Raw genomic sequence first — 18,067 nt, 5'->3', positions numbered from 1 at the left:
GTTCGGGGTCCACTTGTCTAGCCATGGGTGTCTTGTCTCGCTGTTCGCCGATCTGCGGCCAGCTCGCATGGCTGGGTTTGTTCTGTAGTCCCGGACCTGCGGCTGAAGAGCGATCGGCGTTGCGTCCCTTTGCCGGTTTCGTCGGCGAAAAGCCTGCCCACGTTGCTATGCGCGGCCGAACTTGACGGCAGTCATGCTGGAAGGGGATGCTGTTTTACACACCGGATTCGGGGTTCACATGGAAGTGCCCGCGGAGCGTCAACGCAGGCATATCGCCAGCACCGCGAGCAAGTCAAGCTGTCCCTGGTTCTCTTGCTCGGAGTCTGCATTGGCTGGCTTATCGATTACTGAACGCTGCAAAGCTCGAATACCGGTCCGTGATAAAGGGTTTCCGGCTTGATGAGCATTATCAATGTCATGTGGGCGGGCGGCGCGCCGTTCGCTTCGGTGCACAAGGTTCATCATCAGATCCTTTCGCGAATGGAGCCAGCGACGCCTGTCAAGACCTGGCTCTTGCAGGGGTCGGCAGCGGCCTGCCAGGTCGACGTCGGCCCGGCGCGTGAATGGAGGCTGACCTCTGCGCGGCTCAAGGGCCGTCATATCTGGCGCCTGTTCAAACCCCTGATGCATAGCCGTTTCCGCCAGGCATTGCTCGACAGCGATGCCCAGGTGGTGTTGCTCGACGGGGTGGGCGTGGCTCGGGCGCTGTTGCCGGTTCTCAAGGACATGCCGCAGATCCGTGTGGTAGTGATCTTCCACGGTGCGACGCGCCTCAGCATCGCGGCCCGGGAACTGCTGCGCGGATTCCCGGTTTCGCGCCTGACCCTGGCGGCTGTCTCCGAGACCCTGGCGACGTCGCTCCAGCAAACATTGGGCATCCCGGTGACGGCGCTGCGCAGCGCCTTCGACCCTGCGGCCTTCCGGTCCGCGCTCCTGTCCCGCGAAGAGGCGCGCGCGCGGTTGGGGTTGTCTGGCACCGGTGGGCGGGTGTTCGGTGCGGTGGGGCGGCTGGTGAGCAAAAAAGGATTCGCCAGCCTGCTGGAGGCTTTTGGCCGGGCGGCGGCCGATCATCCGGACTGGCGCCTGGTCATCGTTGGCGAAGGTCCCCGGCGCTCGGCGCTACAAGCGCGGATGGCCCAGCCGGATCTGGTTGGTAAGGTCTTGCTGACCGGGCACCTGGAGGACGTCGCCAGGCTCTACAAAGCTTTCGATTGGGTGCTGATCCCGTCCCTGGACGAGGGGCTTGGCCTGACTCTCCAGGAGGCGGTACTGGCTGGTACACCGGTCCTGGCCAGCGAACTGGCTGTTTTCCGGGAGCAGTTGGGCGACACCGGCTGGTATGCGCCGATCAACGACGAGGGCGGGTGGAGCGAGGCGATCACCCGGGCTGCGCAGGTTCCGGTCGATAAGGTCGCGGCGGCCCAATACCAGGCCCTGGCGCCAGAGGAGGCCTGGCTGCGTTTCAGTCAGGCCGCCCGGCAATTGATCTCAGGCGGCCAATAGGGCGTTTTCCAATGCCTGCATTGGAAAGCTCCCGTTCAGGTTCTCTCGGGCAATATAACGCGCGAAATGCTGCAAGTTGCGCCGCGCCAGGTAGCGTGGCAACGGCGAGCGCAGGAAGCGCATGTCAGCCACATCGATCAATCCCCATTCGTTTTCAGGCGTCACGACGATATTGCCCAGGTGCAGTGAGCGAAAATAGATGCCGCTGGTGTGCAGGCGCCGGATCAACTCGACCAGCGCCGGCAGCGCTTGTTGCCAGTTGAAATTTTCCTGGGTCGACAATTGTCGCAAGGTTTTGCCCGGTAAGGGCCGGTACAACACGGCCGTCATGCCGGGCTTGTCCAAGATGTAGGAGGCCAGCACCTGAAGTGTCGGCACGCCGAGTTTTTGCAGGCGCACGGCGTTATTGATGAATCGCGTTGAATACGGTCGTAAAAGAGCCGAAGAAAAAAGCCGCTTGCGGCGGAACAATTTGAGAATATTCCCATCCTTCAGCAGATAGACTTTTGGGCCGTAGCTGTCGGCCTCCAGAATGCTGGCGCCTTCAATCAATTGATTTAAAGCGGCTTGGGGAAGCCGTAAGGATTGCATCGTAGGGAAACCTTGTTGATAAACCGGTGCCGTGGCGGGCCATGATGCCCAAAAGTTCACGTTTTAACCATGCCGGTTTGGCCGGCGGAACGTTTAGGAGCGATAGATGCACACGACACGTTGGGCTCAGGGATGGTTGGCCCTTGGCTTGCTGTGGTTCCTGCTGGCGATAGCTCTGGCACCGACCAACAAAATCTATCAACAGGGGTTGGTTGCGTTCGTCTGGTTGCCGGCGATTGTCTTCGTCTGGTCGGCCCGCCACCGGTTGTTGGAGGTGTGGCGCGCGCAGCGCCTGATGTACACGGCTTTGCTGGGGTTGATGACCTGGGCGTTGATCAGTCTGGCCTGGTCCGAGGCGGTTGAGCCGGTGCGGGAAGTCAAACGGTTGCTCTATATCCTGGTGTTTCTGTTGTTCTTTCCGATTCTTGCCGATGGCCGGCCTGAGCGAATGATGCGCCTGATGCAATGGGGGGGCGTGGGGCTTGCGCTGACAGCCTTGATGGCCATCGCCCAGTTCTACGGTATCAAGCAAAAACCGTGGGATGAGCGCCTGGAAGGACTGGGGGAATTGTCCCATCCGATCCTGGGCGGCTACGTGATCGGATTGGCGGCCGTCTGGATGCTCCATTGGGTGCCACGGCGCATCGGGCTGCAGGTGCTGTGGGCAGTGGCCCTGGCTTTTCTCGGGGCGTTCGTGGTGATGAGCCAGAGTCGGGGGGCGGCGCTGGCGTTGCTGCTCAGCGTCCTGGCCATGCCGATCTACTGCCCTGACCAACGGGCCCGGTTGATCGCGGCGACAACCCTGGTGCTGGCAATGTTCACCTTCTGGCTGCTCGAACCGTTGGTGATGGCGCGTGGCGCTTCCTATCGGCCCGAGATCTTCATGTCGAGCCTGCACATGATTGCTGAACATCCATGGGGTGGGCTGGGAGTGGGGACGGATTATCGGGTGCTCAGCAACGGCCTGACATTCGATCACGCCCATAACCTGTTCAGCCACATCGCCATCCTCCTCGGTCTGCCTGGGCTGCTGTTGTGGTGCATCGCCTGGTTCGCCGTGCTGCGCGAAGCCTGGCGAACCCGGGACAGCCTGCTGGGCCGGGGTATGCTCGGCATGTGGGTGTTCTCGTTCCTGGCGATGCAATTCGATGCCTCGAACCTCACCGGAACCCCACGTGCCGAATGGTTCATCAGTTGGCTGCCGATCGGCCTGGCCGGCGTTTTGACCTGGGCGCGGGCCAAGTCCGGCGGCTGTGATAAAATTCCGCGTTCTTCCTAACCAGTGAGCTCGACGATGAGTGACGCACCGCCCAAAGCGGAACAGGATTCCAGCCTGAAGATCTATTTTCGGCTGCTGGGATACGTCAAACCCTACGCGGGCATTTTCCTGCTGAGTATCGTGGGTTTCGTGATATTTGCTTCCACCCAGCCCATGCTGGCCGGGATCCTCAAATATTTCGTCGACGGCTTGAGCAACCCCGATGCGGTGCTCTTCCCCGGCGTGCCCTACCTCAAGGACCTGAAACTGCTGATGGCGGTGCCGCTGCTGATCATCCTGATCGCGGCGTGGCAGGGCCTGGGGTCGTTCCTGGGCAACTACTACCTGGCCAGGGTGTCCCTGGGGCTGGTCCACGATTTGCGGGTCGAGTTGTTCAACAAGTTGCTGGTGTTGCCCAACCGCTATTTCGACACCCATAACTCCGGACACCTGATTTCCCGCATCACGTTCAACGTGACGATGGTCACCGGGGCCGCCACCGACGCCATCAAGGTGGTGATTCGCGAAGGCCTCACCGTGGTGTTTCTCTTCATGTACCTCGTGTGGATGAACTGGAAACTGACGCTGGTGATGCTGGCGATCCTGCCGCTGATCGCGGTCATGGTCAGCAGCACCAGCAAGAAGTTTCGCAAGCAAAGCAAGAAGATCCAGGTGGCCATGGGCGACGTGACCCATGTCGCGTCCGAGACCATCCAGGGCTATCGCGTGGTGCGCAGCTTCGGTGGCGAGGCCTACGAGCAAGAACGCTTTGCCCGTGCCAGCCAGGGCAATACCGATAAGCAGTTGCGCATGACCCGCACCGGCGCGGTCTATACGCCGATGCTGCAACTGGTGATCTACACCGCCATGGCGGCGCTGATGTTCCTGGTGCTGTTCCTGCGCGGCGACGCCACGGCCGGTGACCTGGTGGCCTACATCACCGCCGCCGGCCTGCTGCCCAAGCCGATTCGCCAGCTCTCGGAAGTCAGCTCCACCATCCAGAAAGGCGTGGCCGGTGCCGAGAGTATCTTCGAGCAACTGGACGTCGAGCCGGAGGTCGATTCCGGCACGGTCGAGCAGGAGCGTGTCAGCGGTCGCCTGGACGTGTGCAACCTGAGCTTCACCTACCCCGGTGCCGACCGTGAGGTGCTCAAGGACATCAGCTTCACTGCCGCCCCTGGGCAGATGATTGCGCTGGTGGGCCGTTCGGGCAGCGGCAAGTCGACCCTGGCGAGCCTGATCCCGCGTTTCTACCACCACGAGGTCGGCCAGATCCTGCTCGACGACGTGGAGATCGAAGACTATCGCCTGCGCAACCTGCGTCGGCACGTCGCCCAGGTGACCCAGCATGTCACGCTGTTCAACGACACGGTGGCCAACAACATCGCCTACGGCGACCTGGCCGGAGCGCCCCGGGCGGACATTGAAAAAGCCGCCGAGGATGCCTATGCGATGGACTTCATCGCCCAGTTGCCCAATGGCCTGGACACCGAGGTGGGGGAAAACGGCGTGCTGCTGTCGGGCGGCCAGCGCCAGCGCCTGGCGATTGCCCGGGCCCTGCTCAAGAATGCGCCACTGCTGATTCTCGATGAGGCGACGTCGGCGCTGGATACCGAGTCCGAGCGGCATATCCAGGCTGCGCTGGACCAGGTCATGAAAGGCCGTACGACCCTGGTCATCGCGCACCGGTTGTCGACCATCGAGAAGGCCGACATGATCCTGGTGATGGACCAGGGCCGTATTGTCGAGCGCGGCACCCACGGCGAGCTGCTGGCCCAGAACGGCTACTACGCGCGTCTTCACGCCATGGGGTTGGATGCGCCAGCCCATAATATTGCCTGACCCACAGGCCCGTCCCGGTGCTGATGTCCGTTGGCACCGACCCACTGGGTGAGGGCGGGCTTGTCCCCTCGGGTTTGTATCGAAGCCGTTACCAGGCTTGACCAAACCACCATAAAACGGCGACCCGCGCTTGGTAAGGTTTTGCCCACAGAACTTTCCTGAACGCACTTCAGCGATCGAGGGGCTCATCCTTCTCGCGTGGGTATCCGAATGCTGCAACGCTATCTCTGGAAGCTGCTGCCCAAGGCGCAGCGGTCCTTTCTGTTGGGGCGCCTGTCGGTGGTCGACCGCCAGGTCGTGAACAAGTCGATGTCGGCCAACTGCCATTTCCCCGAAATCTTCGCCCAGCGCGCCTGCCTGTTCATCCATGTGCCAAAATGCGCCGGCAGCAGTGTTTGCGCCGGCTTGTTCGAAGGCTATACCCCCGGACACCTGCCGTTGTACTGGTACGAGCAACAGTTTGCGCGGCAGTACGCCGACAGCTTCAAATTCGCTTTTGTGCGTGATCCGCTGGAGCGGGCATATTCAGCCTATGCTTTCCTGCGGGGCAATACGCTGGGGCAACGCGATCACGCGGCGCAGGCAATGGTGAGGCATTACCGCGATTTCGATGATTTCGTCGCCCGCTGGCTGCACCCGGAAAACATCACCCGGCAACTGCATTTCGCTGCCCAGACGGATTTTCTCACCGACTCCCTCGGCCATCTGGCGATGGACTTCATCGGTTATCAGGAACACCTGGGGCGCGATTATCGGCAGCTATACGAACGTCTCGGCGGGCGTGCGACCTTGCCCCATGTGAACCGTTCGCAGCAGCGCGCCGCGGTGCCGGTACGGGACCTGTGCTCGGTGCGCACGCGCCGCCTGGTGCGGCGGGTGTACCAACGTGACTATGAGATGCTCGGCTATGAATGAAACGTCAAAGGTATTGCAGGCGCAGACACGTCCTTGTGCGCCGGCGCTCACGCCCCAGGATCGGGCCGCGATCAAGGCCCAGCGTCCACGCTGCATCTGGCTGACCGGGTTGTCCGGGGCGGGCAAGACGACGCTGGCCAATGCCTTGGAAGTACAGCTCAACCGGCAGGGCCTGCACACGGCCTTGCTCGATGGCGACAACCTGCGTCAAGGGTTGTGTCGAGGCCTGGGCATGGATGCCGAATCACGCAAGGAAAACATCCGGCGCATCGGCGAGGTGGCGCGGTTGATGGTCGATGCCGGCCTGATCGTCATCGTCGCGGCGATCTCCCCGTTTCGCGCCGACCGCGAGACGGCCCGGCAGTTGTTCCCGGAAGGCACCTTCGTGGAGGTCTACGTCAGCACCCCCCTGGACGTCTGTGCCCAGCGCGACCCCAAGGGCTTGTACCGCGAAGCCCGCGCCGGGCGAATCAAGAACTTTACCGGGCTCGACAGCCCCTACGAGGCCCCGCTCGCTCCGGACTGCCAGATCGACACCAGTGAAACGGCGCTGGTCCAGGCCTGCGAGCGGTTGTCGGCGTTGCTGCAACGCTGATCGGGCGGGCAAACCTACATCGCGTCGCGCCTCCGAATGGGGGCGCGCATCGACGAGTGAAAGCAGTGGCACACAGCCATGAATCAGCCTTCACCAACCCTGTGCTAATATCGCGCCCCTGTTCATTTTGTATGTGGGATCTCCATGAAGTTGTCCATGCCGCGATTCGATCAAGCCCCTGTATTGGTGGTCGGCGATGTCATGCTCGACCGCTACTGGCATGGCGGTACCTCACGGATTTCCCCCGAGGCACCGGTACCGGTGGTGAAGGTCGAGAACATCGAGGACCGCCCCGGTGGTGCCGCCAACGTTGCCCTGAACATCGCCGCGCTGGGCGCACCGGCTTCACTGGTGGGCGTGACCGGCGACGATGAGGCCGCCGACAGCCTGACCAACAGCCTCAAGGGCGCGGGCGTGCGGGCGATCTTCCAGCGCATTGCGCACCAGCCGACCATCGTCAAGCTGCGGGTCATGAGCCGTCACCAGCAACTGCTGCGCATCGACTTCGAAGAACCATTTTCCACCGATCCCCTGGCCCTCGGCGGGGAAGTCGAGAGCCTGCTCGATGGGGTCAAGGTGCTGGTGTTGTCCGACTACGGCAAGGGTGCGTTGAAAAACCACCAGGTGCTGATCCAGGCCGCCCGTGCCCGCGGCATTCCGGTCCTGGCCGACCCCAAGGGCAAGGATTTCTCCATCTACCGTGGCGCCAGCCTGATCACGCCGAACCTCAGCGAGTTCGAAACCATCGTCGGCGGTTGCGTCGATGAGCACGAGTTGGTGAGCAAGGGTGCCCAGCTGATGCAGGATCTGGACCTCGGCGCCTTGCTGGTAACCCGTGGCGAGCACGGCATGACCCTGCTGCGTCCCGATCATCCGGCGTTGCACCTGCCGGCCCGGGCCCGCGAAGTGTTCGACGTGACGGGCGCCGGCGACACCGTGATCTCCACTCTGGCGGCGGCCATCGCCGCGGGTGAGGAACTGCCCCATGCGGTGGCCCTGGCGAACCTGGCGGCGGGCATCGTGGTCGGCAAGCTGGGCACGGCGGCCATCAGCGCCCCGGAATTGCGGCGTGCCATCCAGCGCGAAGAAGGCTCCGAGCGCGGTGTGCTGGGCCTGGAGCAACTGCTGCTGGCGGTTGACGACGCCCGAGCCCATAACGAGAGAATCGTCTTCACCAATGGCTGCTTCGACATTCTCCACGCGGGCCATGTGACCTACCTGGAACAGGCCAGGGCCCAAGGCGATCGTCTGATCGTCGCGGTCAATGACGATGCCTCCGTGAGCCGTCTCAAGGGCCCGGGCCGGCCGATCAACAGCGTCGACCGGCGCATGGCGGTCCTGGCCGGGCTGGGTGCGGTGGACTGGGTAATCAGCTTCAGCGAAAGCACGCCGGAAAACCTGCTGCGCCAGGTCAAGCCGGATGTGCTGGTCAAGGGCGGTGACTACGGGATCGACCAGGTCGTGGGCGCGGACATCGTCGCGGCCTACGGCGGCACCGTGAAGGTGTTGGGGCTGGTGGAGAACAGCTCGACGACGGCGATTGTGGAGAAAATTCGCAACAACTGATGGGTCTGGCAAAGCGCAGAACCTGTGGGAGCGAGCTTGCTCGCGATAGCGGTGTATCAGCCTAATCGAGGCTGAATGCTCCAACGCAATCGCGAGCAAGCTCGCTCCCACAGGGCCCATTGTCCAGCCAGAAAATGGGCATCAGGCTTAGCGAGCCGTCTTGCGCGGCACGATCTTCTTGAACAATTGCCGGGCCTTGCCCTTCAGTCGGGTCAGTCCCGATTCCTTGCCCGGTGGCGCCAAGCCTTGCTGGCGCAACCAGTCCTTCCAGCGAATCCGCTCGTCACGCACCAGCCAGCCGTCCTGCCGGGCAAAACTTTCCGCCAGGTACAGCCCCCGGGTGCTGGCCGGGTATAACTGGTCCTTCTTCAAGGTATACAGCTCCGGCAGCGGTTGCCCATCCTGCAGCGGCATCAGGTACAGATCCGGCCTTTTGCGGTCCAGGCGCGCCACCAACTGGTCGCCCTCCAGGCGCTCATCCACATGGAACAGGCTCAGGGACTTGGCTTCCTTGGGCACGTCCAGGCGCAGGTCATAGATCAATTGCAGGGACGCCGTGGGCAGGTGCACATAGGCCCGAGGCCGTTCGATCAGTTGCAGGTTCGCGCTGCGCACCGGCCTCGCGGAGCCCGACAGCGGCGTCAGGCGGAACGGCAGGGCTTCGCGATAGTGCAAGGCACTGGCGTAAGGGGCCGGCAGCCAGGTGTCGTTGAAGCGTCCGCCGAGCCAGCCTTCCGGGGTTTCCAGCAGGCATTCCTCGGCGATTTCGCTGATGGCGGTGAGCAGTGGCAGGTTCAGCTCGTGGGCCGGGACGTAGCCGGAAATCAACTTGAGCACCACATCGCCACGGTCCTGCCGGCGCTGGCGCACCAACACCCAATAGTCACGATTCTGCCAATGCACGGTCAGGCGCACCGAAACGCCCAGGTTGGCCAGCTCCAGGGAAAAGCGTTCGGCGTCGGCCACGGTGACAGGACGGCGGCGCTGCAGGGTCTGGGCGAAATTCATCGGCATCCCGACGCTCTGGTAAGCCAGGCCTTCGGGCGTCGCTTCGACAAACAGGGGCAGGGTCTTGAAGTTGCTTGGGTTCTTGCGGATGAGCGTACGCGGCATGTCGACTCCTTCTTCATGCCGCGTCAAGCGGCGTCAGTTCTCACGCAGGACCTTGGCAACGGTCGCGACGTTATGGGCGAGGTGCAGCGGATTAATGGTGCCGACAATAGCACTGGCGACCCCAGGATGTTCAAACAACAGTTCGAAGCTGGCCCGGACCGGGTCCACGCCGGGGCTCAGGCAGACATGGCCGCTGGCCAGGGCTTTCTTGACCAGGATCGCCTTGCCGTGAGCGTTGGCGTAGTCAATGACCGCCTTCTCGGCCTGTTCGTTCAGATTGTAGGTGACCATCGCGCAATCGCCTTGCTCCAGGGCTTTCAAGCCGCCTTCGACGGTCTTGCCGGAAAAACCGAAGCCGCCGATCTTGCCTTCGCGCTTGAGCGCCGCGAGGGTCGGGTAAACCTCGCTGTCGTTGAGAATCGCCAGGTCATTGCCGTCGGAATGCACCAGCACCAGGTCGATGTAGTCGGTTTCCAGGCGCTTGAGGCTGCGTTCCACCGAGCGTCGGGTGTGGGCGGCGCTGAAGTCGTGGCGCGACTGGCCGTCGCTGAATTCCTCGCCGACCTTGCTGACAATCACCCAGTCCTGGCGCTGGCCGCGTAGCAACGGGCCGAGGCGTTCTTCGCTCTGGCCGTAGGCCGGCGCAGTGTCGATCAGGTTGATGCCCAGGTCGCGCGCCAGCTTGAGCAACATGCGCGCCTGCTCGTCATCGGGGATCTGGAAGCCGCTGGGGTACTTGACGCCCTGGTCGCGGCCGAGCTTGACCGTGCCCAGGCCCAGCGGCGAGACCTGGGGGCCGTTATGACCCAGCGGCCGGTAGAGATCGTGCAGGGTCGGTTGGCTCATGGCAGCAGTTGCTCCCACGCCGGGACGCCCATGGGCGGTTTCGGCAACTCCGGCAACGGCGCCGCTTGATGGGGTTCGACACCGTCGCGTTGCAGCGCGCTGATCACCCGGTCGGCAAAATCCGGGGCCAGGGCCAGCTTGGTCGGCCAGCCCACCAGCAGGCGATCCTGCTCGGCGAGAAAGGCGTTGTCCGGACGGGTCAGGCCGGTTTGCAACGGTTCGGCGCGGTCGACCCGCAACGTGGCCCATTGCGCGGAACTGAGGTCGATCCAGGGCAGCAACTGGCCGAGCTCCTTCTGGGCGGCGGCGATCTGTGCGGCGGGCTCGCGGGCCACGCCATCGCCTTCGGCGAGGTCGCCTCCCAGGTACCAGACCCACTGGCCGTCGGCGGCCGGGTGGGTGGTCACGGTGACGCGCGGCTTCGGCCCGCCTCCCAGGCAGTGGGCGTAGAGCGGCTTGAGGGTCGGTCCCTTGACCAGCACCATGTGCAGCGGCCGGCGCTGCATGGCCGGCTGGTCCAGGCCCAGGGTGCCGAGCAGGTCGGCGGTGCCGCCGCCGGCGCTGAGGACAATGCGCTGGGCGCGGATCTCGCGGTCGTCCACCTTCAGGCCCACCAGTGCGCCGCCCTCGCGCAGCGGCTCGATGCGCTGCCCGGCCAGCAAGCCGTCGCCGGCCAATTCCGCCAGGCGCGCGATCAGGCTGGGAACGTCTACCACCAGTTCGGCCAGGCGATAGACCTTGCCCTTGAAGCGCTTGTCTTGCAGGGCCGGCGGCAGTTGTTCGCCCTTGACCTGGTCGACCCGGCCGCGCACGGCCTTGCTGGCGAAGAAACTGGTGAGGTTGCCGGCCAGGGTGCCGGGGGACCAGAGGTAATGGGCATCCGACAGCATGCGCACGCCGGAGAGGTCCAGCTCGCCTTCGCCCTTGAGGGCTTCACGCCAGCGACGTGGCATGTCGGCGATGGCTTCCGAGGCACCGGTCAGGGCGCCGTGCAAGGCGTACTTGGCGCCGCCGTGGATGATGCCCTGGGATTTGACGCTCTGCCCGCCGCCGAGGCTGGCGCTCTCCACCAGCACGGTCGAAAAGCCCAGGCGACGCAGGCGTGCATTGAGCCAGAGGCCGGCGACTCCAGCGCCGACAATCAGAACGTCGGTGGAAATAACGGATGGCATGCAGCGACCTCGGATGAAATGAAGCCCCAAGTTTCAAGCTTCAAGCTGCAAGTTACAAGCGAGAGGCTGTCCCTGGCTTGCAGCTTGCAGCTTGCAGCTTCAGTGCCCGGCCGTCTTGGAGAACAGTTGAATCACCACCACCCCCAGCACAATCAGCGCCATCCCCAGCATCGCCGGTACATCCAGCTTCTGCCCATAGATGAACAACGCCGCCACACTGACCATGACGATCCCCATTCCGGCCCACACCGCGTACGCCACGCCCACCGGCACCGTGCGCACCACCAGGGTCAGCATCCAGAAGGCAATGCCGTAGCCGGCGATCACCAGGATCAGGGGCAGAGGTGTACTCAGGCCTTTCACCGCTTTCATCGAAACGGTGGCGATCACTTCCGCGCAAATGGCAATAGCCAGGTAGTAGTAAGCGTTCATGGGCAGTCCTCGGTCAGCGTTGCATCTTTCGATGGCGCCATTCTAGAAGCTGGGCAGATGCGGTAAAGTCATTACCTATCTGTCTAAGAGATAGGTTGCGCCATGCCTGTGCAGTGGGATCTGGAACAAATACAGCTGTTCGTGGAAGTCGCCGAGAAGCGCTCGTTTTCTGCCGTGGCACGGGACCGGCGCAAAGCCCAGTCGGCCATCAGCAGTGCGATCGCCTGGCTGGAAACCGACCTGGGGGTGAGCCTGTTCGAGCGCAGCAGCGGCCGGCAGCCGACGCTCACCGAGGCCGGCGAGGTCTTGCTGGAAGAGGCTTGGGAGGTCTTGCGTCAATGCGAGCGCCTCAACGGCCGGGCTATGGCGCTGATGCGTGGCCAGGAAGCCTCCCTGCGTCTGGCCCAGGACGAAGCCATGCCGTATCAACCGGTCATCGACAGCCTGGCGGCGCTGGCCGAGCAATTCCCCACCCTTGAGGTGCAACTGGCCAGCGCCGCCCAGGGCGACGTGGCGCGCAAACTGGTGGAGCGCCGCGCGGATCTGGGGTTGTTGTTCTACCACGACCAGATCCCCGAAGCCCTGGAGCGCCGCGTGTTGGGCAGCGTCGAGATGGTCACCGTGTGCGGCAAGGGGCATCCGCTGGCCAGCCACGCTTATGTGTCCTGCCGAGAGATGGCCCGGCATCGGCAGTTGCTGATGGCGACTCAATCCAGTGTCTATCCCGGCAGCGAGCAGGCCAGCCCGCAGGTCTGGCGCGCCGACAGTTTCTATGTGTTGGCCGAATGGCTGCGAAGTGGCCTGGGGTGGGCCTGGTTGCCACGGCACGTCGTGCAGTACCCGGCGTATCTGGGCGACATGGTGGAGCTCAACAGCGAGTGGACCCCGCCGGCCCTGGTGGTGGAACTGGTCTGGCGCCGCGACGAACCTTTGGGGCCGGCGGCGCGCTGGCTGGCGGAACGTTTTGCCGTGCAGTTGCAGGCGATCGGCTGAAAAACCGATAAACTCCGCCGCCATGAACAGAACTCTCTATAGCGCATTGTTTTATCTGGGGCTGCCACTGGTAGCGATTCGGCTGTGGCTGCGGGCCCGCAAGGCGCCGGCGTATGCCCGGCGCATTGGCGAGCGTTTCTCTCGGGGGCTGCCGGCGATGGCGCCGGGAGGGATCTGGGTCCATGCCGTTTCGGTGGGCGAGAGCATTGCCGCCGCACCGATGATCCGCGCCTTGCTGCAACGTTATCCACAGTTGCCGATCACGGTCACCTGCATGACCCCGACGGGATCGGAGCGGATCCAGGCGTTGTTCGCCAACGAGCCGCGCATCCAGCATTGCTACCTGCCGTACGACCTGCCGTGCGCGGCCAGGCGTTTTCTCGACCAGGTGCGTCCGTGCCTGGCGGTGATCATGGAAACCGAGTTGTGGCCCAATCACATTCACCAGTGTGCTCGCCGGGGCATTCCCGTGGCCTTGGCGAATGCGCGATTGTCAGAGCGTTCGGCCCGAGGCTATGCGCGCTTGCCCGGGCTCACTCGGCCGATGCTCGCCGAGATGAGCCTGTTCGCCGTCCAGACCGAAGCCGAGGCCGAACGTTTCCGGCAACTGGGCGCCCGGACGGAGACCGTCGAGGTCACGGGCTCGATCAAGTTCGACCTGGCCATCGACCCGCAACTGCTGGAAAACGCCGGCGCCTTGCGGCGTCAGTGGCAAGCCATGGAGCGCCCGGTGTGGATCGCTGCCAGTACCCATGAAGGGGAAGATGAGGTGGTGCTCGACGCCCACCGCCGGCTGCTCGACAGTTATCCCGATGCGTTGCTGATCCTGGTGCCGCGTCACCCCGAACGCTTCGACGCCGTGCACCAGCTCTGTGAAAGCCAGGGCTTCGCCACGGTCCGGCGCTCCAGCGCACAACCGATCACCGCCCAGGCTTCGGTCTTGCTCGGCGACACCATGGGCGAGCTGCTGTTTCTCTATGCGTTGGCCGACAGTGCGTTCGTCGGTGGCAGCCTGGTGGCCAACGGCGGGCACAACCTGCTCGAGCCGGCGGCGCTGGCGAAGCCGGTGCTCAGCGGGCCGCACCTGTTCAACTTCCTCGACATCGCCGCGCAATTGCGTAGCGCCGGTGCGTTGCAGGAGGTCGAGGATGCCGAGAGCCTGGCCCTGGCGGTGCAACGCCTGTTCGAGCTGCCCCGCGATGCCCAGCGCATGGCCGAGGCGGGACTGAAGGTGATGCGGGCCAACCAGGGTGCGTTGCAGCGGTTGCTGGACGGGCTGGGGCGGTTGATCGGCTGAATGTACCCGCATCTGCCGAGAACGCTGTTGTGGCGAGGGAGCTTGCTCCCGCTTGGGTGCGAAGCGCCCACCAAGGCGGGGACCGCTTCGCGGTCCAGCGGGAGCAAGCTCCCTCGCCACAGGGAACCGTTGCCTGTTGAATGGGTTACTGCGCCGGCCGTGAACGCAACTGCTGCGCCGCGGCTTGCGCCAGGTCCGGCGGCAGGAAGTCCTTGTCCGGGTTGTAGTCGGGCTTGAGGTAGCGCGACAGGTCTTGCAGATCGGCCGGGCTCAAGGTGCCGGCGGCCTGCTTGAGGCGCAGGTTGTCGAGGATGTAGTCGTAGCGGGCGTTGTTGTAGTTGCGCACCGAGGTGTACAGCTGGCGCTGGGCATCCAGCACGTCGACGATGTTGCGCGTCCCCACCTGATAGCCGATCTCCGTGGCTTCCACCGCGCTCTGGTTGGAAATGATCGACTGGCGCCGCGCCTGGACCTGTTCCACGTCGGTGTTCACCGCGCGGTGCAGGTTGCGGGTGTTTTCCACCACCTGGCGGCGCAGGCCTTCGCGTTGCTGCTCGGTCTGGGTGAGTTGCGAGTAGGACTCGCGCACCTGGGAGCTGGTCAAGCCGCCGCTGTAGATCGGAATGTTCAGTTGCAACGCCAGGGTGCGCTGTTCGACGTCACCGCCATACGGTTGGCCGAACGCGTTCGGGTTGCTGAAGCCCAAGGCATCGTTGTCGCCTTTTTCGTACCTCGCCACGGCGTCCAGGGTCGGTGCGTGGCCGGCCTTGCGCTGGCGCAAGGTGTCTTCGGCCGCGGTGACCGCGTAGTTGCTGGCCAGCAGGTTGAGGTTCTGCTTGGCGGCCGTGTCGACCCAGGCCTTGGCATCGTTGGGTGCCGGCGGCAGGATCGGCAGCGTGTGGACGATGCCCTGGATCGAGTTGTATTGGCGGTTGGTCAGGGTGATCAACGCCTCGAAGGCATCCTCGACCTGGCGCTGGGCAAGGATCCGGTTGGCGCGCGCAGTGTCGTAGCTGGCCTGGGATTGCAAGACGTCGGTCTTGTCCGACAGGCCCACGTCAAAGCGTTCGTTGGACTGGTCGAGCTGGCGCTTGAAGGCGGCTTCCTCGGCCTTGGTCGAGGCCAGGTTGTCCTGGCTGCGCAGCACGTTGAAGTAGCTCTCGGCGCTTTGCAGGATCATGTTCTGCTCGGTGGCCGACAGTTGCAGCGAGGCCTGTTCATTCACCGACTTGGCGGCCTGGAACTGGAACCAACGGTCGGCCCGGAACAGCGGCTGGGACAGCGTGGCCTGATACGAGCGAGCGCTGCGGGTGGCGACGGCGGCCGGCTGGTCGATGTCGGTGCGCACGTTGGCCACTTCGGCGCCGCCGGACAGGTTGGGCAACAACCCGGCACGCGCCTGGGGCACCACTTCCTTCTGGGCGCCATACTGGGCGCGGGCGGCGGCCAGGTCGGCATTGTTGTCCACCGCTTCCTGATACACGCTCACCAGATCGGTTTTGGTGGTCAAGGGCGCTTCGGCAGCCCAGGCCAGTCCATTGGACGCACAAGACACGGCGAGGGCCAGTGAGAGTTTGCGCAGCATGAGGCGATCCCTATTTCACGGATGAGTGCGCACTAAAGAGGCGCGGCGTAGCGAGTGTAGTTGCGCGCACGCACGGCAACAATCCTGTATATGCGCCATTCATCACGGCTTTTGCCCAGGTGATGGCGTTCCGCGGGAGTTGTGTCTAGACTGGCCAGGTTCTTGTCGGGGTGCCTTGCTATGAGGCTGAGATCGAATAATTTCGGATCCCGTTGAACCTGATCAGGTTAACGCCTGCGTAGGGAACAAGATTTCTCGTCACCCGGCGAGTCCTCTTGTGCTTCGTCCGGGATGTGGTTCGACCATCGACTTTCGATCTTCGAGCACGCTCCGCAGCAAGCACAGCATCCGCACCGTCGTGCGCGATTGCGTCCATTCGCTACAGGTTCGCTCCGACAAAAATCCACTGCCTGGATGTGTGTCTGGAGAGCCCGTGATGACGACAAAATCAAAAAACGCGATCAACCTCAGTGATTCGGCCCAGGTCGATCAGCAATCGGTTCAGCCCTTTACCCGCTCGCAAAAAATCTATGTCCAGGGCAGTCGCCCGGACATCCGCGTGCCCATGCGCGAGATCAGCCTCGACGTGACCCCGACCGACTTCGGCGGCGAGATCAACGCGCCGGTGACCGTGTACGACACCTCGGGCCCCTACACCGACCCGAACGTGATCATCGACGTGCGCAAAGGCCTGGCCGACGTGCGCTCGCCGTGGATCGAGGCCCGTGGCGACACCGAGCGCCTGGCCGGCCTGAGTTCCAACTTCGGCCAGCAGCGACTGGCCGATCCCGAGCTGACCCAATTGCGCTTCGCTCACGTCAACAACCCGCGCCGGGCCAAGCCGGGCGCCAACGTCAGCCAGATGCACTACGCGCGCAAGGGCATCATCACCGCCGAGATGGAATACGTCGCCATCCGCGAGAATATGAAGCTGGAAGTGGCCCGCGCAGCCGGTCTGCTGGACCAGCAACACGCCGGCCACAGCTTCGGCGCCAGCATTCCTAAGGTCATCACCCCGGAATTCGTCCGCGACGAAATCGCCCGTGGTCGCGCGATCATCCCGGCCAACATCAACCACACCGAACTGGAACCGATGATCATCGGCCGCAACTTCCTGGTGAAGATCAACGGCAACATCGGCAACAGCGCGCTGGGCTCGTCCATCGAAGAAGAAGTGGCGAAGCTGACCTGGGGCATCCGCTGGGGTTCGGACACGGTCATGGACCTGTCCACCGGCAAGCACATCCATGAAACCCGCGAGTGGATCATCCGCAACTCGCCGGTGCCGATCGGCACCGTGCCGATCTACCAGGCCCTGGAAAAAGTCGGCGGCGTGGCCGAAGACCTGACCTGGGAGTTGTTCCGCGACACGCTGATCGAACAGGCCGAGCAGGGCGTCGATTACTTCACCATCCATGCCGGTGTGCTGCTGCGCTATGTGCCGATGACCGCCAAGCGTGTCACCGGCATCGTCAGCCGTGGCGGCTCGATCATGGCCAAGTGGTGCCTGGCGCACCACAAGGAAAACTTCCTCTACACCCACTTCGAAGACATCTGCGAAATCATGAAGGCCTACGACGTCAGCTTCTCGCTGGGCGATGGCCTGCGTCCGGGCTCGATCGCCGACGCCAACGACGAAGCGCAGTTCGGTGAGCTGGAAACCCTCGGCGAGCTGACCAAGATCGCCTGGAAACACGACGTGCAATGCATGATCGAAGGCCCGGGTCACGTGCCGATGCAGTTGATCAAGGAAAACATGGACAAGCAGCTCGAGTGCTGCGACGAGGCGCCGTTCTACACCCTCGGCCCGCTGACCACCGACATCGCGCCGGGCTACGACCACATCACCTCCGGCATCGGCGCGGCGATGATCGGCTGGTTCGGTTGCGCGATGCTCTGCTACGTGACCCCCAAGGAACACCTGGGGTTGCCGAACAAGGATGACGTGAAAACCGGCATCATCACCTACAAGATCGCTGCCCACGCCGCGGACCTGGCCAAGGGGCACCCGGGCGCGCAGATCCGCGACAACGCCTTGAGCAAGGCACGCTTCGAGTTCCGTTGGGAAGACCAGTTCAACCTCGGCCTGGACCCGGACACCGCCCGTTCATACCACGACGAAACCCTGCCGAAGGACTCGGCCAAGGTCGCGCATTTCTGCTCGATGTGCGGGCCGAAGTTCTGTTCGATGAAAATCACCCAGGAAGTGCGCGAGTACGCGGCCAACCAGCGCATCGAGGCGGTGGATGTGGAAGTCGCACAAGGGATGGCGGAACAGGCCGAGCGGTTCAAGCAGGAAGGCAGTCAGCTTTACAAGAAAGTGTGATGTGAGCTGGAGGCGGTGGTGTCCTTGCCGCCG

The 18,067-nt window shown here is 63.6% G+C and carries 15 protein-coding genes and 1 riboswitch; of the genes, 9 read left to right on the top strand and 6 right to left on the bottom strand.

Annotated features, from left to right (window positions below):
• The first annotated feature begins 399 nt into the window (after positions 1 to 399).
• On the top strand, positions 400 to 1,503 hold the full coding sequence (locus AD664_RS18350; protein ID WP_053148445.1) for a glycosyltransferase: 1,104 nt from the start codon (positions 400 to 402) through the stop codon (positions 1,501 to 1,503).
• Here AD664_RS18350 and AD664_RS18345 read toward each other — a convergent pair.
• Positions 1,489 to 2,094, bottom strand: coding sequence for a toluene tolerance protein (locus AD664_RS18345; protein ID WP_053148442.1), 606 nt, complete (start codon positions 2,092 to 2,094; stop codon positions 1,489 to 1,491). The genes AD664_RS18350 and AD664_RS18345 overlap by 15 nt on opposite strands.
• A 106-nt stretch (positions 2,095 to 2,200) precedes the next feature.
• Between AD664_RS18345 and AD664_RS18340 the strand changes: the two genes are divergently transcribed.
• From AD664_RS18340 to hldE, 5 genes are all read left to right on the top strand, one after another.
• Positions 2,201 to 3,373 carry an O-antigen ligase gene (locus AD664_RS18340; protein WP_053148439.1) on the top strand — a complete coding sequence of 391 codons (1,173 nt, stop codon included), beginning with the start codon at positions 2,201 to 2,203 and terminating at the stop codon, positions 3,371 to 3,373.
• Positions 3,374 to 3,388: 15 nt separating this feature from the next.
• Positions 3,389 to 5,194 carry a lipid A export permease/ATP-binding protein MsbA gene (gene msbA / locus AD664_RS18335; protein WP_053148436.1) on the top strand — a complete coding sequence of 602 codons (1,806 nt, stop codon included), beginning with the start codon at positions 3,389 to 3,391 and terminating at the stop codon, positions 5,192 to 5,194.
• A 210-nt stretch (positions 5,195 to 5,404) separates the two neighbouring features.
• Positions 5,405 to 6,109 (top strand): sulfotransferase family 2 domain-containing protein, encoded by a 705-nt coding sequence (locus tag AD664_RS18330; RefSeq protein ID WP_053148434.1) that lies wholly within the window; start codon positions 5,405 to 5,407, stop codon positions 6,107 to 6,109.
• Positions 6,102 to 6,704, top strand: coding sequence for an adenylyl-sulfate kinase (gene cysC / locus AD664_RS18325; protein ID WP_053148431.1), 603 nt, complete (start codon positions 6,102 to 6,104; stop codon positions 6,702 to 6,704). Before AD664_RS18330 ends, cysC begins: the two co-directional genes overlap by 8 nt.
• Positions 6,705 to 6,848: 144 nt before the next feature.
• Positions 6,849 to 8,270, top strand: a complete 1,422-nt coding sequence (gene hldE / locus AD664_RS18320; RefSeq protein WP_053148428.1) for a bifunctional D-glycero-beta-D-manno-heptose-7-phosphate kinase/D-glycero-beta-D-manno-heptose 1-phosphate adenylyltransferase HldE — start codon at positions 6,849 to 6,851, stop codon at positions 8,268 to 8,270.
• Positions 8,271 to 8,417: 147 nt separating this feature from the next.
• Here the strand turns inward: hldE and AD664_RS18315 are convergent, their stop codons facing one another.
• The 4 genes from AD664_RS18315 to AD664_RS18300 all read right to left on the bottom strand — a co-directional run bounded on the left by AD664_RS18315 (position 8,418) and on the right by AD664_RS18300 (position 11,833).
• Positions 8,418 to 9,383 carry a hypothetical protein gene (locus AD664_RS18315; RefSeq protein WP_042732485.1) on the bottom strand — a complete coding sequence of 322 codons (966 nt, stop codon included), beginning with the start codon at positions 9,381 to 9,383 and terminating at the stop codon, positions 8,418 to 8,420.
• 33 nt (positions 9,384 to 9,416) lie between these two features.
• Positions 9,417 to 10,229: an aldo/keto reductase gene (locus AD664_RS18310; protein WP_053148425.1), complete on the bottom strand. Its 813-nt coding sequence runs from the start codon at positions 10,227 to 10,229 to the stop codon at positions 9,417 to 9,419.
• Positions 10,226 to 11,401, bottom strand: coding sequence for an FAD-binding oxidoreductase (locus AD664_RS18305; RefSeq protein ID WP_053148422.1), 1,176 nt, complete (start codon positions 11,399 to 11,401; stop codon positions 10,226 to 10,228). Before AD664_RS18305 ends, AD664_RS18310 begins: the two co-directional genes overlap by 4 nt.
• Before the next feature lie 99 nt (positions 11,402 to 11,500).
• Positions 11,501 to 11,833, bottom strand: coding sequence for a multidrug efflux SMR transporter (locus AD664_RS18300; RefSeq protein ID WP_047736074.1), 333 nt, complete (start codon positions 11,831 to 11,833; stop codon positions 11,501 to 11,503).
• A 102-nt stretch (positions 11,834 to 11,935) separates the two neighbouring features.
• Between AD664_RS18300 and AD664_RS18295 the strand changes: the two genes are divergently transcribed.
• Positions 11,936 to 12,826, top strand: coding sequence for a LysR family transcriptional regulator (locus tag AD664_RS18295; RefSeq protein ID WP_053148419.1), 891 nt, complete (start codon positions 11,936 to 11,938; stop codon positions 12,824 to 12,826).
• Positions 12,827 to 12,848: 22 nt separating this feature from the next.
• Positions 12,849 to 14,123 (top strand): lipid IV(A) 3-deoxy-D-manno-octulosonic acid transferase, encoded by a 1,275-nt coding sequence (waaA, locus tag AD664_RS18290; RefSeq protein ID WP_053148415.1) that lies wholly within the window; start codon positions 12,849 to 12,851, stop codon positions 14,121 to 14,123.
• A gap of 145 nt (positions 14,124 to 14,268) precedes the next feature.
• Here the strand turns inward: waaA and AD664_RS18285 are convergent, their stop codons facing one another.
• Positions 14,269 to 15,708: a TolC family outer membrane protein gene (locus tag AD664_RS18285; RefSeq protein ID WP_047736072.1), complete on the bottom strand. Its 1,440-nt coding sequence runs from the start codon at positions 15,706 to 15,708 to the stop codon at positions 14,269 to 14,271.
• Between the two features lie 156 nt (positions 15,709 to 15,864).
• Positions 15,865 to 15,970: riboswitch (TPP riboswitch) on the top strand.
• A gap of 174 nt (positions 15,971 to 16,144) precedes the next feature.
• On the opposite strand from AD664_RS18285, the gene thiC reads away from it, so the two are divergent.
• A complete protein-coding gene (gene thiC, locus AD664_RS18280; protein WP_053148412.1) occupies positions 16,145 to 18,034 on the top strand; it encodes a phosphomethylpyrimidine synthase ThiC in 1,890 nt (629 codons plus the stop codon).
• Positions 18,035 to 18,067 lie beyond the last annotated feature (33 nt).

Origin of the sequence: Pseudomonas sp. P97.38 (assembly GCF_001269745.1) — a bacterium.
GTDB classification, from domain to species: Bacteria; Pseudomonadota; Gammaproteobacteria; order Pseudomonadales; family Pseudomonadaceae; genus Aquipseudomonas; species Aquipseudomonas chlororaphis_E.
This window is presented reverse-complemented; position numbering and strand designations above follow the sequence as displayed.